15 protein-coding genes are annotated in these 18804 nt (G+C 65.4%); 6 read left to right on the top strand and 9 right to left on the bottom strand.

The window, feature by feature from the left end; all coding sequences use genetic code 11:
* Positions 1 to 38 precede the first annotated feature (38 nt).
* On the top strand, positions 39 to 1919 hold the full coding sequence (dxs, locus tag QM588_RS11905) for a 1-deoxy-D-xylulose-5-phosphate synthase (RefSeq protein WP_283313458.1): 1881 nt from the start codon (positions 39 to 41) through the stop codon (positions 1917 to 1919).
* Here dxs and QM588_RS11900 read toward each other — a convergent pair.
* The 8 genes from QM588_RS11900 to QM588_RS11865 all read right to left on the bottom strand — a co-directional run bounded on the left by QM588_RS11900 (position 1906) and on the right by QM588_RS11865 (position 12090).
* Entirely contained in the window at positions 1906 to 3237 is a 1332-nt protein-coding gene (locus QM588_RS11900; RefSeq protein ID WP_283313457.1) for an MFS transporter, read from the bottom strand. The genes dxs and QM588_RS11900 overlap by 14 nt on opposite strands.
* 99 nt (positions 3238 to 3336) lie before the next feature.
* The gene (locus tag QM588_RS11895; RefSeq protein ID WP_283313455.1) at positions 3337 to 4734 is read right to left on the bottom strand and encodes a sugar porter family MFS transporter; all 1398 of its coding nucleotides are present in this window, start codon (positions 4732 to 4734) and stop codon (positions 3337 to 3339) included.
* A 218-nt stretch (positions 4735 to 4952) separates the two neighbouring features.
* On the bottom strand, positions 4953 to 5699 hold the full coding sequence (locus tag QM588_RS11890) for an SDR family oxidoreductase (protein ID WP_283313454.1): 747 nt from the start codon (positions 5697 to 5699) through the stop codon (positions 4953 to 4955).
* Positions 5700 to 5791: 92 nt separating this feature from the next.
* Complete coding sequence (gene sigJ, locus QM588_RS11885; RefSeq protein WP_283313453.1) at positions 5792 to 6652, bottom strand: RNA polymerase sigma factor SigJ; 861 nt, start codon at positions 6650 to 6652, stop codon at positions 5792 to 5794.
* 97 nt (positions 6653 to 6749) lie between these two features.
* Positions 6750 to 8855, bottom strand: coding sequence for a 3-hydroxyacyl-CoA dehydrogenase NAD-binding domain-containing protein (locus QM588_RS11880; protein ID WP_283313451.1), 2106 nt, complete (start codon positions 8853 to 8855; stop codon positions 6750 to 6752).
* Positions 8852 to 10078, bottom strand: a complete 1227-nt coding sequence (locus QM588_RS11875; RefSeq protein ID WP_027496915.1) for a thiolase family protein — start codon at positions 10076 to 10078, stop codon at positions 8852 to 8854. Before QM588_RS11875 ends, QM588_RS11880 begins: the two co-directional genes overlap by 4 nt.
* Before the next feature lie 72 nt (positions 10079 to 10150).
* Positions 10151 to 11431 (bottom strand): HRDC domain-containing protein, encoded by a 1281-nt coding sequence (locus tag QM588_RS11870; protein WP_230073511.1) that lies wholly within the window; start codon positions 11429 to 11431, stop codon positions 10151 to 10153.
* Between the two features lie 59 nt (positions 11432 to 11490).
* Positions 11491 to 12090: a DUF3000 domain-containing protein gene (locus QM588_RS11865; RefSeq protein ID WP_283313446.1), complete on the bottom strand. Its 600-nt coding sequence runs from the start codon at positions 12088 to 12090 to the stop codon at positions 11491 to 11493.
* Between the two features lie 125 nt (positions 12091 to 12215).
* Between QM588_RS11865 and hemE the strand changes: the two genes are divergently transcribed.
* Genes hemE through QM588_RS11840 form a run of 5 tightly spaced genes read left to right on the top strand, consistent with a single transcriptional unit; the run spans position 12216 to position 18361 of the window.
* Entirely contained in the window at positions 12216 to 13289 is a 1074-nt protein-coding gene (hemE, locus tag QM588_RS11860) for a uroporphyrinogen decarboxylase (RefSeq protein WP_283313445.1), read from the top strand.
* Positions 13286 to 14641, top strand: a complete 1356-nt coding sequence (locus tag QM588_RS11855) for a protoporphyrinogen oxidase (protein WP_283313443.1) — start codon at positions 13286 to 13288, stop codon at positions 14639 to 14641. The genes hemE and QM588_RS11855 overlap by 4 nt, the downstream gene beginning before the upstream one ends.
* Before the next feature lie 5 nt (positions 14642 to 14646).
* Positions 14647 to 15342: a hydrogen peroxide-dependent heme synthase gene (gene hemQ / locus QM588_RS11850; RefSeq protein ID WP_283313440.1), complete on the top strand. Its 696-nt coding sequence runs from the start codon at positions 14647 to 14649 to the stop codon at positions 15340 to 15342.
* Complete coding sequence (locus QM588_RS11845; RefSeq protein ID WP_283313438.1) at positions 15339 to 16043, top strand: HAD family hydrolase; 705 nt, start codon at positions 15339 to 15341, stop codon at positions 16041 to 16043. The genes hemQ and QM588_RS11845 overlap by 4 nt, the downstream gene beginning before the upstream one ends.
* Positions 16040 to 18361, top strand: coding sequence for a molybdopterin-dependent oxidoreductase (locus QM588_RS11840; RefSeq protein WP_283313437.1), 2322 nt, complete (start codon positions 16040 to 16042; stop codon positions 18359 to 18361). The genes QM588_RS11845 and QM588_RS11840 overlap by 4 nt, the downstream gene beginning before the upstream one ends.
* On the opposite strand, the gene QM588_RS11835 is transcribed toward QM588_RS11840, so the two are convergent.
* Positions 18339 to 18797: a MaoC family dehydratase gene (locus QM588_RS11835; protein ID WP_283313434.1), complete on the bottom strand. Its 459-nt coding sequence runs from the start codon at positions 18795 to 18797 to the stop codon at positions 18339 to 18341. The two genes, QM588_RS11840 and QM588_RS11835, sit on opposite strands and share 23 nt — an antisense overlap.
* Positions 18798 to 18804 lie beyond the last annotated feature (7 nt).

Below are 18804 nucleotides of genomic sequence, written 5' to 3'. Positions count from 1 at the left end.
CTTTCGAATATGTTTTCCGGCCGGAGGGAGCGATCTCGTTGGGTGTCCTAGCGCGAATTCAGACGCCCGAGGACTTGCGCGACCTCGATAGTGCGGAGCTGGCCGAACTGGCCCGCGAGATCCGCGCATTCCTGGTCGAGAAGGTATCGGCAACAGGGGGCCACCTGGGTCCCAATCTGGGCGTGGTGGAGCTGACTCTGGCGATCCACCGCACCTTCGACTCACCGCGTGATCCCGTCATCTTCGACACCGGCCACCAGGCCTACGTGCACAAAATGCTCACCGGACGCGCCGGAATGTTCGACACGCTCCGCAAGCAGGGTGGGTTGTCCGGCTATCCGTCTCGAGTCGAGAGCGAGCACGACTGGGTCGAGTCCTCGCACGCATCGGCGTCCTTGTCGTATGCCGACGGGTTGGCAAAAGCGTTCGCCCTCAAGGGAGAGACCGACCGGCACGTCGTCGCTGTGGTCGGTGACGGCGCGCTGACCGGCGGTATGTGCTGGGAGGCGCTCAACAACATCGCCGCCGGCCGAGACCGCTCGCTGGTGATCGTCGTCAACGACAACGGCCGTTCGTACGCCCCGACGATCGGCGGGCTGGCCGATCACCTGGCAGCTCTGCGACTGCAGCCGGGATACGAGAAGATTCTCGACAACGGCCGCCGGATCGTGCGACGGATTCCCGTGGTCGGCCGCGCCGCCTACACGATGCTGCACGGCATGAAAGCCGGAGTGAAGGACGCCATCAGCCCGCAGGTCATGTTCACCGATCTCGGCATCAAGTACCTGGGCCCGGTGGACGGTCACGACCAGCACGCCATGGAATCGGCACTGCGCAGAGCCAAGGCGTACGGCGGCCCGGTCATCGTGCACGCGGTGACGCGCAAGGGCATGGGCTACATCCATGCCGAGAACGACGTGGCCGACCAGATGCACGCCACCGGCGTCATCGATCCTGCGACCGGCCTCGCCCGATCCAAATCGGCTCCGGATTGGACGTCGGTGTTCTCGGCGGCACTGATCGAGCAGGGCGAGCAGAACGAGGACGTCGTGGCCATCACCGCCGCGATGGCCGCGCCCACCGGGCTCGCGGCGTTCGGGGTCCGGTTTCCGGACCGAATGTTCGACGTCGGTATCGCCGAGCAGCACGCCATGACCTCGGCCGCCGGGCTCGCGCTCGGCGGTATGCATCCCGTGGTCGCCATCTACTCCACGTTCCTCAACCGCGCGTTCGATCAACTGCTGATGGACGTCGCCCTGTTGGGTCTTCCCGTCACCATCGTGTTGGATCGCGCGGGAGTCACCGGTGCCGACGGCGCGTCCCACAACGGCATGTGGGACATGTCTCTACTCGGCATCGTTCCGGGCATGAAGGTGGCAGCGCCACGAGACGCCGCCACCCTTCGAGAGGAGCTGGCCGAGGCGATTGCGACCTCGGACGGCCCTACGGCACTTCGCTTCCCGAAGGGCGCGGTCACCGAAACGGTGCCTGCGGTGCGCAGGTTGGACGGAATACTCGACGTGCTGACCGAGCCGTCCGAGGCCACCGGCGACGTGCTGATCGTTGCTGTCGGAGTGTTCGGGTCGCTCGCCCTCGACGCCGCGAAAAAGCTGGAAGCAGAGGGTATTTCGGTTGCCGTCGTGGATCCACGCTGGGTGCTTCCGATCCCACAGTCGCTGCTCAAGATGGCCGAGGACTACCGGTTGGTGGTCACCGTCGAGGACAGCGGCCTGCACGGCGGGATAGGTTCGACGCTCTCGGCCGCGCTGCGCGGTGCCGGTGTCGACGTGCCCTGTCGCGATCTCGGTGTGCCGCAACGGTTCCTGGACCACGCATCTCGGGAGCAACTGCACCACGAGTTCGGACTCACCTGCGAAACCGTGGTGCAGCAAGTCTCGCATTGGGTCAAGAGCCTCTGACGGCGTCGGCCGGCTCCGCCTCGCTTCCGAACACGACGCGGCGGCCGGCCACCGCACCTGCTGCAGCCATGGGGATCGTCACCACCAGAAGGAACATTATCGGCGGTTCCCACCGCTGCGTCGCCGAATGAACGGCCCCGCACACCAGCGGACCGGCAGCAGCCAACACGTATCCAACCGTCTGTGCCATCGAACTGAGCGACGCAGCATCACGGGCGTTCGAGGCCCGTAAATTCATCAGAGTCATCGCGAGCGACAACTGCCCGCCCTGGCCCAAACCGAGCAGTATCGCCCACACCAGGGCCCAGGAATCGGCCGCCGACACTATCCCCAGCAGGCCCACGCACGTCGGTAGCGTCACGGCGACGGCCAACGCGCTCTGGTTCCTCGACCTGGTGGCCAGGCTCGGAACCGTCAACGCGGTCAGCACACTGCTGACCGACAACGCAGTCAGCAGCAGGCCGGCATCACGCGCGTCCACCCCGCGATCACGAAAGATCGTCGGTAACCACGCGATCATCGAATACGTCATCAGCGACTGCAAACCCATGAATGCCGTCAACGACCACGCCACGGGCGATGTCAGAACGCCCGGGCGTCGCCGAGGGGGAGCGGCGTCGGGGATTGTCGCCGGCCCGGCAACCGACCGCCCGCGCGCGAACGCCCTGCCGAAGATCGCCATCCAAACGGAGGCTAACGCGACCGGAATCGACCAGAGCCCCAGCGCAATCCGCCAACCACCGTCGATCGCTTCGGCCAATGGAACGGATACTCCCGATGCCACTCCTGCACTGGCGCTGATCATCGCGGTCAACACCCCCGTCAACAACCCCAGCCGTCGCCCAGCCGCTGCATCGGATTCACCTGTCGAACTCCACTCCCTGCCCCTGGGTCGTTCCGACAGGCTCCACTCCCTGCCCCTGGGTCGTTCCGACAGGCTCCACTCCCGCACCACCAGACGGACGAAAACCGGACCCAACACATTCGCCACCGCGATACCCGCCGCCGCGACGAGAGTGCCCACCACGAGAATCGGCCATGACGGCACCGCGCGTACAGCGGTACCGACGGCCACCAGGGACAGGCACAGCACCAGCACGTGCGCAACCTGGGCACGGCGCACGAAATAGCTTGCGGTGGCGGCGCATACGCCGAGGCAGATCACCGGACCCGTGGTCAGCAACGCCATGGATGTCGAGTTCGCGGAGTAGAACTCGGCGATGTCGGAGGTGAGCGCCGAGGTACTGCCGAACAGCAGGCGCAGGCTCAGTCCGAACACCACGACTGTGCCCACGGCGAATGCGATACGTAGCTTCATGTCCTGCTTTCGACGGCAGATCGACCGACAGAGTGAACCCCCACCCTGCCTTATCGGTCGAGAGAACCCCAGACCCGCCGTCGTTCGGACAACCTCGACTCAGACGCCCATGTCTTCGAGCTCCATCCCTTTCGTCTCGGTGATCTTGTACTTGACGAAGAAGAAGGAAAGGAGAGCGAACAGGGCGAAGAACGAGTAGATGACGCCGAGTCCGATGGTGTCGGACAACGGCGGGAATGCCAATGTGATGGCGAAATTCGCTATCCAGTTTGCGGCGGTACTGATGCCCAATGCCACTGCACGCATTCGATTGGGGAACATCTCTCCGAGCATCACCCACATGATCGGACCCCAGGTTGCGGCGAAGAAGACCACGAACAGATTCGCGCCGACGAGCGCGACCGGGCCCCACGGCGACGGCAATTCGAGTTGGTCGCCGCTTCCTACGGCTTGCGTGAACGAGACTGCGGCCAGGACCAAACCGACGAACATGCCGATCGAGCCGATCATCGACAGATTTCGGCGACCGAATCGATCGACGAACAAGATTGCGACGAATGTCATCGACACATTGATGACGGACGTGATCACCGACGTGACGAACGATTGATTCTCGCTGAAGCCCACCGACTTCCACAGCGTCGTCGAATAGTAGAAAATCGCGTTGATCCCGACGAACTGCTGCAGAATCGCCATCGTGATACCGACCCACACGATCGGCTGCAGACCGAATTTGGGTCCTCGGATATCTGCGAACGAGGACTTGGATTCTCGCCGGAGAGTCAGGCGAATTTCCCGGATGCGTTCGTCGGGGTTCACTTCGCCGGTGATGTCGCCCAGAATGCGTGCAGCTTCCTCGTCGAGGTGTTTACCCACCAGGTACCGAGGTGATTCTGGAATGAGTGTCGCGAGAAATCCGTAGACCAATGCGGGCGCGACGCCGACCAGGAACATCCACCGCCACGCTTCGAGGCCGAACCACAGATCGTTGGACGGTCCGCCTGCCGCATTCTGAAGAACCGCATCCGAGAGCAGCGCGGCAAAGATTCCGACGGTGATTGCCAATTGTTGCAGCGATGCCAATCCACCGCGATAGCGAGCCGGTGCTATCTCCGAGATGTACGCGGGCGCGATCACCGACGCAATTCCGATACCCAACCCGCCGAGGACCCTCCACAACATCAGATCGGGGACACTGAAGGCGAACCCGGACCCCACCGAGGAAATGGTGAACAGCGCGGAGCCGAGCAGCATCACCTTCTTGCGGCCCCAACTGTCGGCCAGGCGGCCGGCGAACCAGGCTCCGACCGCGCACCCGAGTAGTGCGATTGCGACCGCGAACCCCGTGACGAACGAGGACAGAGCGAAATTCTCCTGGATCGAGTCGACTGCGCCGTTCACGACGGACGAATCGAATCCGAACAGAAACCCGCCGACAGCGGCGGCGATGGTGACTCCGATGACCTTTGCGGTGTGCCGATCGGTCGATTGCGTCATGGCATGAACCAGCTTTCGGGTGAACAGCGTCCATGGTGGTCTTCGCCATCTTCGTCCTCGGAGTGCCGGCGCGTCAGTGAAATCGACTCGATATTCGCGGCGTTCAGTAATCGGTTCACAGGAAAAGGTGAATTGTCCGATATTGCGCTGTCGAACTCGAAGTTGCGGACGGAAAACTGTCGTAAGTCGTCCATAGCTTCGAGTTCGGCGGCAGGTGGCTATCGCGCCTGGGTGGCCGACCACTGATCGAAGGTCTGGAAACCGTGATCCGAACCGGTCGTGGTGACCAACGTTCCGTCGCGCATCGCGCGACCGTATGCGCCGGGAATCGAGACCTCGAGCACCAGGCCACGGGCACCGATGGCACGTGCATAGCGCCGCACCATCTCGGCCATCCGTTCTTGTCTCGGCCCGCCGAGGTCGGCAACGCGGCCCGCGGGAGAGTGCTCGGCCAGATCGATCAATCGTTCGGCAACCTCGCGGGCGGCGATCGGTTGCGAGACCATCTTCGGCACGATGCTCACCGGACCGAACGACGCGCGTGCACGGATCTGAGCGGCGAATTCGTGGAATTGAGTGGCTCGCAGGATCGTCCACGGCACCGACCCGGACCGAATCATGTTCTCCTGCGCGACTTTTCCGGCGTAGTACGAGTGCGGAGCTTTGTCTATCCCCACGATGGACAGCGCCACATGGTGGCCGACTCCTGCGTCGATCTCGGCCGACAGCAGGTTGCGGGTGACGGCGGAGAAGAACGCCGTCGATTCCTTCGCCGAGACCGTTTGTGTCGACGCGACATCGACGACAGCGTCGACGCCGGCCAGAGCGTCGGACAGGCCGGTCCCGTCGACGAGGTCGACACCGGCCGACCGCGACAGCACGACGACGTCGTGCCCACGCTCACGCGCCACGTCGACGACATGCGTTCCGACGGTTCCTGTTCCACCGGCTACGGCGATCTTCATCGTGTGTCCACCTGTCCTGTTCGGAGTCGATCGGCTCGAGGAGTTCGGGCCTCACCTGCACTGACGACGTAGCCCACGAGAATGTATGGCCGTCACGACCAGTGTCGAAGTTTCTCCGGGTTGAGCACGATCCACACGTCGGTGACCACGGCGGAATCGGTGCGGAAACCGATCACACCGGTGACCACACCGTGTCGGCGAAGGACTATCCCGGTCAGGCCGTTGACCGATTCGATCGACCGGTCGAGGTCGGTGGACTTGACGGTGATACCCCGGACGAAGCGGGCGACCCGATCGGCCCCGCGAACCGGGTTGCGGGCCGCCGACACTCGTCCGCCGCCGTCACTGACGAGGGTGATGTCGGGGGCGAGCAGTGCAACGAGCGCATCGAGATCTCCGCCGGCGGCGGCAGCCACGAAAGCGCGGACGACGCGGTCGTGGGTGTCGGGAGCGCTGGGGCCGCGGCGATCGTCGTGAACCCGTCGCCGGGCGGCCGAGGCCAGTTGGCGGCAGGCGGCGGGGGTCCGACCGAGAACGTTCGCGATGTCGTCGAATGGAACTGCGAATGCATCGTGCAGCACGAACGCGACACGTTCTGCGGGGCTCAGCGAATCCAGAACGACGAGCAACGCCAGGCCGACGGACGCGTGGAGGGCGACGCGCTCGGCCGGGTCCGATGTGCCGTCGTCGCCGGTCGCAAGGGCTCGGACGGGTTCGGGAAGCCATTGCCCCACATAGTGTTCCCGGCGTACGCGGGCGGATCCGAGCAGGTCCAGACAGATGCGGCCGACGACGCGGGTGAGCCACGCACGGGGGACGTCGATGGCGTCACGTTCGGCGTCTGTGAGTCGGTACCAGCGGAGCAGCGCTTCCGATGCTGCGTCCTCGGCGTCGCTGTAGGAACCCAGCATTCGATAGGCGATGCCGATCAACCGACTGCGTTCGCTGTTCATCGGATCAGACCTTATCCCGACACGAAAAAGCCGAGTTCGAGGTTATGGACGAAAATCCGGAGAAATCCGTCCATAACCTCGAACTCGGCGGGTAGAGCTAGACGCTGGCTACACCGGGCGCGAGGAAGCGCTGACCGGTCGCGGCCTCGGACGCGCCGCTGCGATCCAGGTACGGAGTGATACCGCCGTTCCAGAATCCGAAGCCGCCGCCCAGCAGCAGGCAGAGATCGATGTCCTGGGCCGCCGCGACGACGCCTTCGTCGAGCATGATCTTGATTTCGTCGGCGAAGGCGTTGCGGGTTCGTTCGAGAACCTGCTCGGCCGTCGACGGTGAATCACCCTGCGGCCACAGTGCGGCCACCTCAGGGTCGACGACCTGGCCCTCGGGTCCGTAGGTCCACACACCCGGCTTCTTCGCCTCGACGAGAGCGCGGAAGCCGGCGGAGTCCTTGAACCGATCCGGATAGGCCTCGGCGAGGGTTTCGGCCGTGTGCAGAGCGACGGCCGGTCCGACGAGTGCCAGCAACGTCAGCGGGCTCATCGGCATGCCGAGTTCGCCCACAGCGCCGTCTGCCACATCGAACGGGGTGCCCTCGTCGATCGCGCTGATGATCTCGTTGGACGCGCGAGTAACGAGACGGTTGAAGACGAATCCGGGGAGATCCGCCGACAACACGGCCGACTTCTTGAGGGTCTTGGCCGTCGCGAATGCCGTTGCGAGAGTGGCGTCGTCGGTCTTCTCGCCCTTGACGACCTCGAGCAGCGGAAGCACTGCTACCGGATTGAAGAAGTGGAAGCCCACCACGCGCTCGGGGTGCTTCAGGTCGGCCGCCATCTTCGTGATCGACAACGACGAGGTGTTGGTCGCGAGAATCGTTTCGGCAGAGACGAATTCCTCGACCTCGGCGAATACCTTCTTCTTGACGTCCAGGTTCTCGAACACGGCCTCGATGACGAAGTCGGTGTTCGCGAATGCGGACTTGTCGATCGATCCGGACACCAACGCCTTCAAGCGATTTGCGGCGTCGGGGGACAGGCGCTTCTTGCCGAGCAGCTTGTCGATCTCGCCGTGGACGTAGCCGACGCCCTTGTCGATGCGTTCCTGATCGATATCGGTGAGAATCACCGGCACCTTCAGTTGGCGCACGAACAGCAACGCCAGCTGGCTGGCCATCAGACCGGCGCCGACGATGCCGACACCGGAGATCTTGCGGGCGAGCGACTTGTCGGGCGCACCGGCGGGACGCTTCGCGCGCTTCTGAACCAAGTCGAAGGCGTACAGTCCGGCGCGCAACTCATCCTTGACCAACAGCGTCGACAGCGCGTCGTCCTCGGCCGCGAAGGCCTTGTCGAGAGACGCGGAATCGGTGATGTCGGTGTTCTTGGCGAGCTCGAGCAGGTCCACGGCAGCGACCGGGCCCGGTGCGAAATTCCCGGTCTTGCCGGCCACGATGCCCCTGGCACGGGCGATGGCGTCGTCCCAGGCCTGCCCGCGGTCGATCTCGGGACGGTGGGGGACGACCTCGCCCTTGATGACCTGAGCGGCCCACGCGAGAGACTGCTCGAGGAAGTCGGCTCCGCCGAAGAGGGCGTCGGCGATGCCGAGGTCGAGTGCCTGCTGCGGCTTGAGGACGCGGTTCTGGTTCAGTGCGTTCTCGACGACGACGGTGACCGCGTTCGAGGCTCCGATGATGTTGGGCAGCAACTGAGTTCCGCCCCATCCCGGTACCAGGCCGAGGAAGGCCTCGGGTAGGCCGAGCGCGGCGGCGTTCTCCGCGACGGTGCGGTAGTGCGAGTGCAGTCCCACTTCGAGTCCACCGCCGAGTGCGGCACCGTTGATGAAGGCAAACGTGGGAACCGTCGACTCCCGCAGGCGGCGGAAGACCTTGTGGCCCAGCTGTCCGATCTGCAGCGCCTCATCTTTGCTCTTGATGTTCGGCACACCGTTGAGGTCGGCACCGACGGCGAAGATGAACGGCTTGCCGGTGACGGCGATGGCCATCGGGTTCGCTGCGAATGCCTCGTCGAGTGCGGCGTCGAACTTGGCGAGTCCGCCGGGACCGAAGGTCGACGGCTTGGTGTGATCGAAGCCGTTGTCGAGGGTCACGAGGGCGATGGAGCCGTCGAGCCCCGGTACGGACACGATCTTGGTGAACGCGTTCGTGACTACCTCGTCCTCGAACGCCGTCGTGATGTCACTCATGCCTTGACTCCTGAGTAATCGGCGTGGTTGGGGTTCTCCCAGATGACGGTGCCGCCCATGCCGAGACCGATGCACATGGTGGTCAGGCCGTAGCGGACGTCGGGTTGCTGGGCGAACTGACGGCTGAGCTGCGTCATCAGGCGAACGCCCGAGGAAGCGAGCGGGTGGCCACACGCGATGGCGCCGCCCCACTGGTTGACGCGGGGGTCGTCGTCGGCGATGCCGTAGTGCTCGAGGAAGGCGAGAACCTGGATGGCGAAGGCCTCGTTGATCTCGAACAGGCCGATGTCGTCGATGCTCAATCCTGTTCGGCCGAGCAGCTTTTCGGTTGCGGGGACCGGGCCGATGCCCATGACGGCGGGATCGACACCGGCGAAGCTGAAGCCGACCATCCGCATACCGATGTTCAGGCCAAGTTCGTGCGCGGTGTCCTCACCGGCGAGGATCGCCGCGGTGGCGCCGTCGTTGAGACCGGCAGCATTGCCTGCGGTGACTCGACCTGCAGGCCGGAACGGCGTCTTGAGCTTGGCGAGATCGTCGACGGTGGTGCCGGGACGAGGTGGCTCGTCTTCGGTGGCCAGACCCCATCCTGCGGCGGATTTCGTGGCGACCGGAACGAGAGTGTCGGCGATGTAGCCGGCCTTCTTGGCGGCGTCGTACTTGTTCTGGCTCGCGACGGCGTAGGCGTCGGTGCGGTCCTTGGTGATGCTCGGGAACCGGTCGTGCAGGTTCTCGGCGGTGTTGCCCATCACCAGTGCACTGGGATCGACGAGCTTGTCGGCGAGGAAGCGCGGGTTGGGGTCGACACCCTCACCCATCGGGTGGCGGCCCATGTGCTCGACTCCGCCTGCGATGACGACGTCGTACTGGCCGAATCCGATTCCCGATCCGGTGGTGGTCACCGAGGTCATCGCACCCGCGCACATGCGGTCGATCGCAAATCCCGGGACGCTGCGGGGGAGCCCGGCCAGGAGAGCGGACGTCCGGCCGATGGTCAGGCCCTGATCGCCGGTCTGTGTGGTCGCAGCGATCGCGACCTCGTCGATGCGCTCGGGAGGAAGATTGGGGTTCTTGCGGAGAAGCTCGCGTATTGCTTTGACGACGAGGTCGTCTGCGCGAGTGTCGGCGTACATGCCCTTGGGGCCTGCCTTGCCGAACGGGGTACGGATGCCGTCGACGAAGACAACATTCCTCTGTGAGCTGGTGGACGGGGGTACAGACACGCTTTTCGATCCTCCCGACAGATGCGGACGACTCGTCCGGGTGCCCGGACGCGCCACCCACTGTAGCGGGTATTACCCGTCGGTAACTTGGGAAGGGTGCAGTGCCTTCGTCAGAACCGGCACTACCAGCGAGCGTTGCCACGGCCGAGCCCCACCCTCGGTCAACCGAGCGTCGATCATCTCTCCTGGGTCGACGCCGTCGTCGTCGGGAGTCTGCCAATCCCATACGAGTCGCCGAAGTAGATCCGGCATCAGCAGGTTCTCGACCGGTACCGACACCGATTCGCTCAGCTCGGTCATCGCCGCACGCACATCGGCCAGTCGGGACGCTGCGTCCGGATCGCGGCGGGCCCATCGGTTGACCGGTGGCGGCCCGTCGAACGATGCCGCCATCGACGGCAATTCCGCGGTGGGCAGCGCCCGTGCTCGGGTCAGGGCCGAGGCCCACAACCGAGAGGACCGACGCTGACGGGGGCCGCCGAAGACCGGTAGCTGTTCGAGTTCGCGTGAGGACTTCGGATCGGCCGTCGCCGCGGCGACGATCGCCGAGTCGGGCAGGACCCGGCTCGGTGCTACGTCACGTTTGGCCGCCAATTCGTCTCGGGTGGTCCACAATTCGCGGACGGCAGCCAACGTTCGTGGTGACTTGATCGCATGGATTCCCGATGTCCGACGCCATCTGTCGGTTTTCGGTTTGGGCGGGCCGAGGGCGAGGATGTGTGCGAACTCCTGTGCTGCCCACTCGGTTTTGCCCTGTGCCTCGAGTTCGGTGGCCATCGCGTCTCGCAGCTCGAGCAGAACTTCGACGTCGAGGGCGGCGTAGTTGAGCCAGGTGTCGGGGAGGGGTCGGGTGGACCAGTCGGCCGCGCCGTGCCCCTTCTGCAGGGCCAGGCCGAGGGTTCGCTCGACTATCGCACCGAGGCCGACGCGGTCGAATCCTGCCAGGCGGCCGGCGAGTTCGGTGTCGTACAGCGTGGCGGGGACGAGCCCCAGTTCGGCGAGACCGGGCAGGTCCTGGTCCGCGGAGTGCAACACCCATTCGAGCGGGTTGATGACCTCCGCCAGGGGTGCGAGGTCGCCGGTGACGGGTATGGGGTCGAGCAACACGGTGCCTGCGCCGCGGCGGCGGAACTGCACGAGGTACGCACGTTGGGAGTAGCGGAAGCCGGACGCGCGCTCGGCGTCGACGGCGAGGGGCCCGTGGCCTGCGGCAAGTGCCTCTGCGGCTGCGCGAACGGCATCGACGGTGTCGACGACGTCGGGAACCCCGTCAGCGGGGGCCAACAACGGAACGGCGACAGGCTCGTTCGCTTCTGCATCCGACGCGGTGTCCGGGGAACTCTCGGCTGACATGAGATGTGACTCTAGGCCCTGGGGCCGAACGGACCGGCAACTATGTACGACTGGAACTGCTATGTCCGACTGGAACTGCGCTGACCGAGGGTGGTGATGCCCGCGGGCGGCAGGCCCGCGGCGTAGGCGAGCACCTCGCAGAACGCCTCGACGTGAGTCGAGAGATCCTCCGACGTCGCCGTCCAGGACGCGCGAAGTTCGAGTTGGTGAGCCTTCGGCGGGCCGGCGATGTCGCCGTACCGTACCGAGCTGGTCGAGGTGACCGTGCCGCCGAGCGCGTTCAACGGTTCCGATCGCGATTCGAGGGCGTCGACCAGCCAACTCCAGCCGACCTCGGGGAGCAGTGGATCGTCGGCGAGGGACTCGTCCACGTCGGCCTGGATGTACGCGACCAGGCGGTGAGTGCCGTTCCAAGCCTCGGCACCGTCGGGGTCGTACAGCAGGATCAGACGGCCGAACGCGTCGCCGTCGCTCTGTTCGTCGATCTGCTCGGAGTCGGCGTGCTTGACCTCGGCACCGATCGCATAGCTGAACGGAGCGAGTCTCTGCGGCGGCCGAATCGGGCCGATTTCGATCGCCGGGTGTACCTGCGCCCGATGCATCGCGTCGATGGCGGCGCGGAAAGGCGCAGGTTCGGCGTCAGATCGGTGCTCGGTCACGTCACCGGACGTTAGACGCGTCACGTTGCCCTGCGACGGAGGCGCGCCGAGCCGTGATCGAACTGCGCCTAGTGTCTCGCCCTCGAGGGTAGCGGCGGTTGTCGCACGTGGCAGCATGGACAGTGATGAACGCCGAATCGCACACCGCAGCCCCCGCCCGACGAGAACTTCCGGAGGCGCCGTTTCTGGCCGCGATCGACGGTCGACCGACGTCGAGGCGGCCGGTGTGGTTCATGCGTCAAGCCGGCAGGTCTCTCCCGGAATACCGCAAGATCCGTGCAGGAATCGGGATGTTGGACTCCTGCTTCCGGCCCGATCTGGTCGCCGAGATCACCCTGCAGCCCGTACGTCGTCACGACGTCGACGCAGCGATCCTGTTCTCCGACATCGTGGTTCCGCTCAAAGCCGCGGGCATCGATCTCGACATCGTCGCCGGTACCGGACCGGTGGTTGCGCACCCGGTGCGCTCGGCTGCGGACGTCGCAGCACTGCCCGTCCTGACCTCCGACCAGGTGCAGCCGGTGGCCGACGCCGTCCGCATTCTCACTCGTGAGTTGGGAACCACTCCGCTGATCGGATTTGCCGGAGCACCCTTCACTCTTGCGTCGTACCTGGTGGAGGGCGGTCCGAGCCGCAATCACGAGAAGACCAAAGCGCTGATGCGGTCCGATCCGGCCACGTGGCATGCCTTGCTCGACGCATTGGCCTCCACCACGATCACCTTTCTGCAAGCCCAGCTGGCTGCGGGCGTCGACGCCGTTCAGGTGTTCGACTCCTGGGCGGGTGCACTCTCGCTCGCCGATTACCGCGAGTACGTGTTGCCGCACTCGACACGAGTATTCGACGCCGTGTCCTCGGCCGGCGTCCCGAAGATCCACTTCGGGGTCGGCACCGGAGAACTGCTCGGTGCCATGGGGGAGGCCGGTGCCGACGTGGTCGGGGTCGACTGGCGTATTCCGCTCGACGACGCGGTGCACCGGGTGGGCCACGGCAAGGCTCTGCAAGGCAATCTCGACCCCGCAGTGCTGTTCGCGGGCTGGGACGCAGTGGAGGCCGAGGTCCGACGCATAGCCGCCGAGGCGGATCGTGCGGTCGCGGCCGGTGCCCGCGGACACGTGTTCAACCTCGGTCACGGCGTGCTTCCCGATACCGATCCCGACATCCTGACTCGCGTCGTCTCGCTGGTGCATTCGCTGTGACCGTCCGGCGTTACGCCGTCGTGGGCGGCGGAATCTCCGGCCTCGTCGCGGCGTATCGCCTGCGGCAGGCGTGCGGGCCCGACGCAGAGATCACTCTGGTCGAGGCATCGTCCCGGTTGGGCGGCACCCTGCGCACCACCTCGGTCGGCGATCAGTCGCTCGATGTCGGTGCCGAGGCATTCATCGGTCGCCGCCCGGAGGTGCCCGCCCTGCTTGCGGAACTGGGGCTCACCGATCAGCTCGTGCACCCGTCGACGGTGCGACCGCTCGTCTTCTCCGGTGGTCGCACTCATCCACTTCCGGTGGGCACCCTGATGGGTATCCCGTCGTCGGCGGAGTCCGTCCACGAGCTGGTCGATCCGTCCGAGCTGCGCATCATCGCTACCGAGACCGAGCGGCCGTTTCGATGGGTCCGGGGCTCCGATGCCAGCGTGGCCGATCTCGTGGGTGAGCGTTTCGGGAACCAGGTGGTGAGCCGTTCGGTCGATCCACTGCTCGGCGGGGTCTACTCCGGTTCGGCGAGCTCTATCGGTGTCCGTGCTGCGCTGCCCACGCTCGCCGCCGCTTTGGACAACGGCGCGGGGAACCTGACCGAGGCTGTGCTCGAAGCACTCCCGACTCCGTCGCCGGGGCCGGTGTTCGGTGGACTCCGAGACGGCTACGCGGTGCTGCTCGACGCCTTGGTGGCAGCCACCGACGCGCGCATCCTGCGCGAGACGAGCGTCGGCGAGATCCGGCGTGAGTCCGGCGGCTGGTTCGTCGATCGGGTGGGTGTGGTCGACGGGGTCGTGTTGGCGGTACCGGCACCGATACTGGCCGATCTCATCGCAGGCCTCGCAACGGACGCGTCGCGCGCGGCCCGTGAGATCGAACTGGCGTCGTCGACGGTCGTGGCCATGGCGTTTCCGACGTCGACCGAGCTGCCGCAGAATTCGGGAATTCTGGTGGCGACGGACGCGGGGCTGGACGTGAAGGCATTTACGCTGTCCAGTCGAAAGTGGCCGCACCTGGCCGAGCGCGATGCCGTACTGCTGCGAGCCTCGCTCGGGCGTTTCGGAGACGACACTGCCGCGCAGCGATCCGACGAGGACACGATCGGCGTCGCGCTCGCAGATCTGTCGACGGTCGCGGGTATCGACACTCGGCCGCTCGCAGTGACCGTCCAGCGGTGGCCGGGCGGTTTGCCGCAGTACGCTCCCGGACACCTCGACCGCGTCGCCGCCCTCGAATCCGGAGTGTCCGAACTCGCCGGGCTCGCCGTGACCGGAGCGTGGCAGCGCGGCGTCGGGGTGCCGGCCTGTATTGCGTCCGCCACCACCGCTGCCGCCCGTCTGGTCGAGGTGGCACGATAGGGGCCATGGCACGCCTCGATTACTCAGCGCTCAATTCGACTCTTCGGTACTTGATGTTCTCGGTCTACAAGGTCACTCCCGGGGTTCTGGGCGACGACCGCGCGGCCGCCGCGAAGGAAGCGCGGGCATTCTTCGAGGGCCGTGAGGACACGGGTGTCGTCGTGCGCGGGGTGTACGACATCGCCGGCATGCGAGCCGATGCCGACTTCATGGTGTGGACGCACGCCGAGCGGATCGAGGACCTGCAGGCGACGTACTCCGACTTCCGGCGCACCACCGCGCTCGGCAAGGCGAGCACACCGGTATGGAGCAACACTGCTCTACATCGCCCCGCCGAGTTCAACAAGAGCCACGTGCCTGCGTTCATCGCGGGCGAGGATCCGGGTGCGTACATCTGCGTGTACCCGTTCGTCCGCTCGATCGATTGGTACCTGCTGCCCGACGAGGAGCGTCGGACGATGCTCGCCGATCACGGAAAGGCAGCGCGCGACTACAAGGACGTGCGCGCCAACACCGTCCCGTCGTTCGCACTCGGTGATTACGAGTGGATCCTGGCTTTCGAGGCCCCCGAGCTCGACCGCATCGTGGACCTGATGCGCGATCTGCGGGCCACCGAGGCACGCCGACACGTGCGCGAGGAGACGCCGTTCTTCACCGGCCCTCGGGTCGAGGTGGACGCGCTCGTCGAATCGCTGCCGTGACGGGGACGGACACACCCATCGTCGACGCCGTTCTCTTCGACTTCTCCGGCACTCTTTTCCGGCTGGAAGAGGAGCCGTCGTGGTTCGACGGTGTGCACGATGCCGACGGCGTTCCGGTCGACGGAGCCGGAGCCGCTGAGCTCATGCGACGCATGACCGCTCCGGTTGGCGAGACCGTCGAGTTCGACGACGCCACTCGGCACGCATGGCGTCATCGCGATCTGGATCCGGCCCTGCATCGGCAGGCGTATCTGCACGTTCTGGCGCAGTCCGGTGTCACCGATCCACAGCAGGCCGAGTCGGTGTACGGACGCGTGATCGACGCAGACTCGTGGACGCCGTATCCGGACACCGAGGCGGTGCTGAAAAGGCTTGCGGGCGAGTCGGTTCGGGTCGGGGTGCTGAGCAACATCGCCTTCGACATCCGTCCGGCGTTCACTGCCCGGGGCCTGGACCGCTACGTCGACGAATTCGTGCTCTCGTTCGAGGTCGGGCACGTCAAACCGCAACCGGAGATCTTCCGACATGCGGTGGCCGCTCTCGGCGTCGAGCCCGCGCGGACGCTGATGGTGGGCGACAGCGCCGAGGCCGACGGCGCGGCCCAGGAGATCGGGTGCAGTTTCGCACTCGTCGATCCGGTGCCGACGGCCGAGCGTCCCGACGCACTGCTGGCAGCGTTGAGCGCGTTCGGGATTCGATGACCGGAGTGACCGGCGTCCAGCACATGGGCCACTGGGGGATGTTCCGCGCCGACTCGGACGGACGTGACGTCACCGCGATTCATCCGCAGGTGACGGACAGCAATCCTTCCCCGGTACTGGGCAACCTCGTTGGTTCGGTGACCCATCGATCCCGCGTCACGTCACCTGCGGTGCGCAGGGGCTGGCTCGAGAACGGTCCCGGCCCCACCGACAGGCGGGGTAGCGACGAGTTCGTCGACGTCTCGTGGGACGAGCTCACCGATCTGTTGTCGCGCGAGTTGCGCCGCGTGGTGGACACATTCGGCAACAGCGCCATCTACGGCGGGTCGTACGGTTGGGCCAGCGCCGGCCGCTTTCATCATGCGCAGAGTCAGGTGCACCGCTTTCTGAACTGCATCGGCGGTTACACGCGATCCGTGCACAGCTACTCCCTCGGTGCGACCGGCGTCATCATGCCGCACGTGCTCGGCGCGCACTGGAAGATGTTCTCGCGCTCCACATCCTGGTCCGTGATCGCCGAACACACCGAACTGCTGGTGGCGTTCGGCGGAGTTCCGGTGAAGAACACCGGAATCAATCACGGTGGTACGTCGGATCATCCGACCGTCGGTTCGCTCGACGCGATGCGCGCCCGCGGCGGGCAGATCGTCACCGTCGGTCCATTGCGCAACGACATGTCGGGCGAGGCGCGGTGGATCGCCCCACGCCCCGGAACCGACGTGGCGATGATGCTGGCTCTGGCATACGTCCTGGCCGACGAAAAACTGCACGACACAGCGTTTCTGGAGAAATACTGCGAGGGTTACCCCGACTTCGAGCGCTACCTTCTCGGTGTCTCGGACGGCACTCCCAAGACCCCGCAGTGGGCGTCGGACATCTGCGGCATCGAGCCCACGATCATCGCGGACCTCGCCCGGGAGATGGCGTCGAAACGCACGATGGTCACCGTCACCTGGTCGTTGCAACGTACGCAGCACGGTGAACAGGCTCCGTGGATGGGCATCACGTTGGCAGCGATGTTGGGCGAAATCGGCGTTCCCGGTGGGGGATTCGGACACGGATACGGCTCGATGAACGAGCCCGGCCTCGCTCCTGTGCCCTATCCGTTGCCGACACTGCCGCAGGGAATCAATCCGGTGGCCGATCTGATTCCGGTTGCAGCTGTCTCGGACATGCTGCTCAACCCCGGGCGCGAATTCGACTACGACGGCCGACGTTTGGTCTATCCCGACATCAAAGTGGTCTATTGGGCGGGCGGCAACCCGTTTCATCACCACCAGGATCTGGGACGATTGCGCCGGGCACTCGGCAGGCCCGATACCGTCGTCGTCCACGATCCCTACTGGACGCCGATGGCCAAGCACGCAGATGTCGTCGTCCCGTCGACCACATCGCTGGAACGGTCGGATCTGAGCTGCACACGCAACGATCCGCTGCTCGTGGCCATGGCGCCGGCTGCCGAGCGATTCGCCGATTCGCGCGACGATTACGACACTTTCGCGGAACTCGCCATGAAACTCGGTGTGGGGCAGCAGTTCACCGAGGGGCGCACGTCACAGCAATGGCTCGAGCACATGTACGGGCAGTGGCGCGAGTACTTGCGGGCCGACGGCGTGCAGACCCCGGAATTCGAAGACTTCACGCGTGAGGGTTCGTTCCGGATGAAGACCGAGGACGAGTTGACGTTCCTGGAGGATTTTCGCCAGGACCCGATCGGCAACGCGCTGCGGACACCGAGCGGCAAGATCGAAATCTTCTCGGCGACGGTCGCGGGGTTCGATTACGAGGATTGCCGCGGGCACCCGATGTGGTTCGAGCCGCAGGAATGGCTCGGCGGGCCGCGGGCCGAGCAGTTTCCTCTGCACTTGATCGCCAACCAGCCGCGCACCAGGCTGCACAGTCAGCTCGATCACGGTGCGGTGAGCCGGAATTCGAAGGTTCAGGGCCGAGAGCCGATACGAATGCACCCGTCTACGGCGGAGGCCAGGGGAGTGTCGGACGGCGATGTGGTGCGAGTCTTCAACGACCGCGGTTCGTGCCTGGCCGGGGTGGTCATCGACGACGGGATGCTGGAATCGGTGGTGCAGTTGTCGACCGGTGCCTGGTACGACCCCCTGGACCGGGCCGACCCAGGCTCGATGTGCGTACACGGCAGCGTGAACGTCCTCACCGCCGATGTCGGGTCGTCCTCCCTCTCGCGCGGGTGCACCGGGCAGCACGTGCTGGTGGAGATCGAACGCTACGACGCGCCGCTGCCGCCGATCACTGCGTTCGATCCACCGATGACACGTTCGGTCAGAACACCACCCGCGAGATGATTTCGGCAACCAAGGCCGGCTTGTCCTCGCCTTCGATCTCGAGCGTTGCGGTCGTCACGATCTGCAGCGCTCCGCCCGACGCGTCCTCGACAGAGGTGAGGGTGGTCCGCAACCGGACATGGGATCCGACCTTGACCGGATTGATGAAACGAACTTTGTTGGAGCCGTAGTTGATTCCGAGTTTGGTGTTCTCGATCGTGTAGATCTGCCAGTTGAGCATCGACACCAGGGACAGACTCAGGAATCCGTGGGCGATCGGAGCGCCGAACGGGCTTTCTTTCTTCGCTCGCTCGGCGTCGACGTGGATCCACTGGTGGTCGCCGGTGGCGTCGGCGAAGGTGTTCACCCGTTCCTGGGTGATCTGGAGCCAGTCGCTGGTTCCCAGTTCTTCGCCGACGGCCGCCTTGATCTGCTCTGGTGAGGTGAAAGTGCGCATGCTCACA

The organism is Rhodococcus sp. IEGM 1354 (genome assembly GCF_030056855.1).
In the GTDB taxonomy this organism is placed as follows: Bacteria; Actinomycetota; Actinomycetes; order Mycobacteriales; family Mycobacteriaceae; genus Rhodococcoides.
This window is presented reverse-complemented; position numbering and strand designations above follow the sequence as displayed.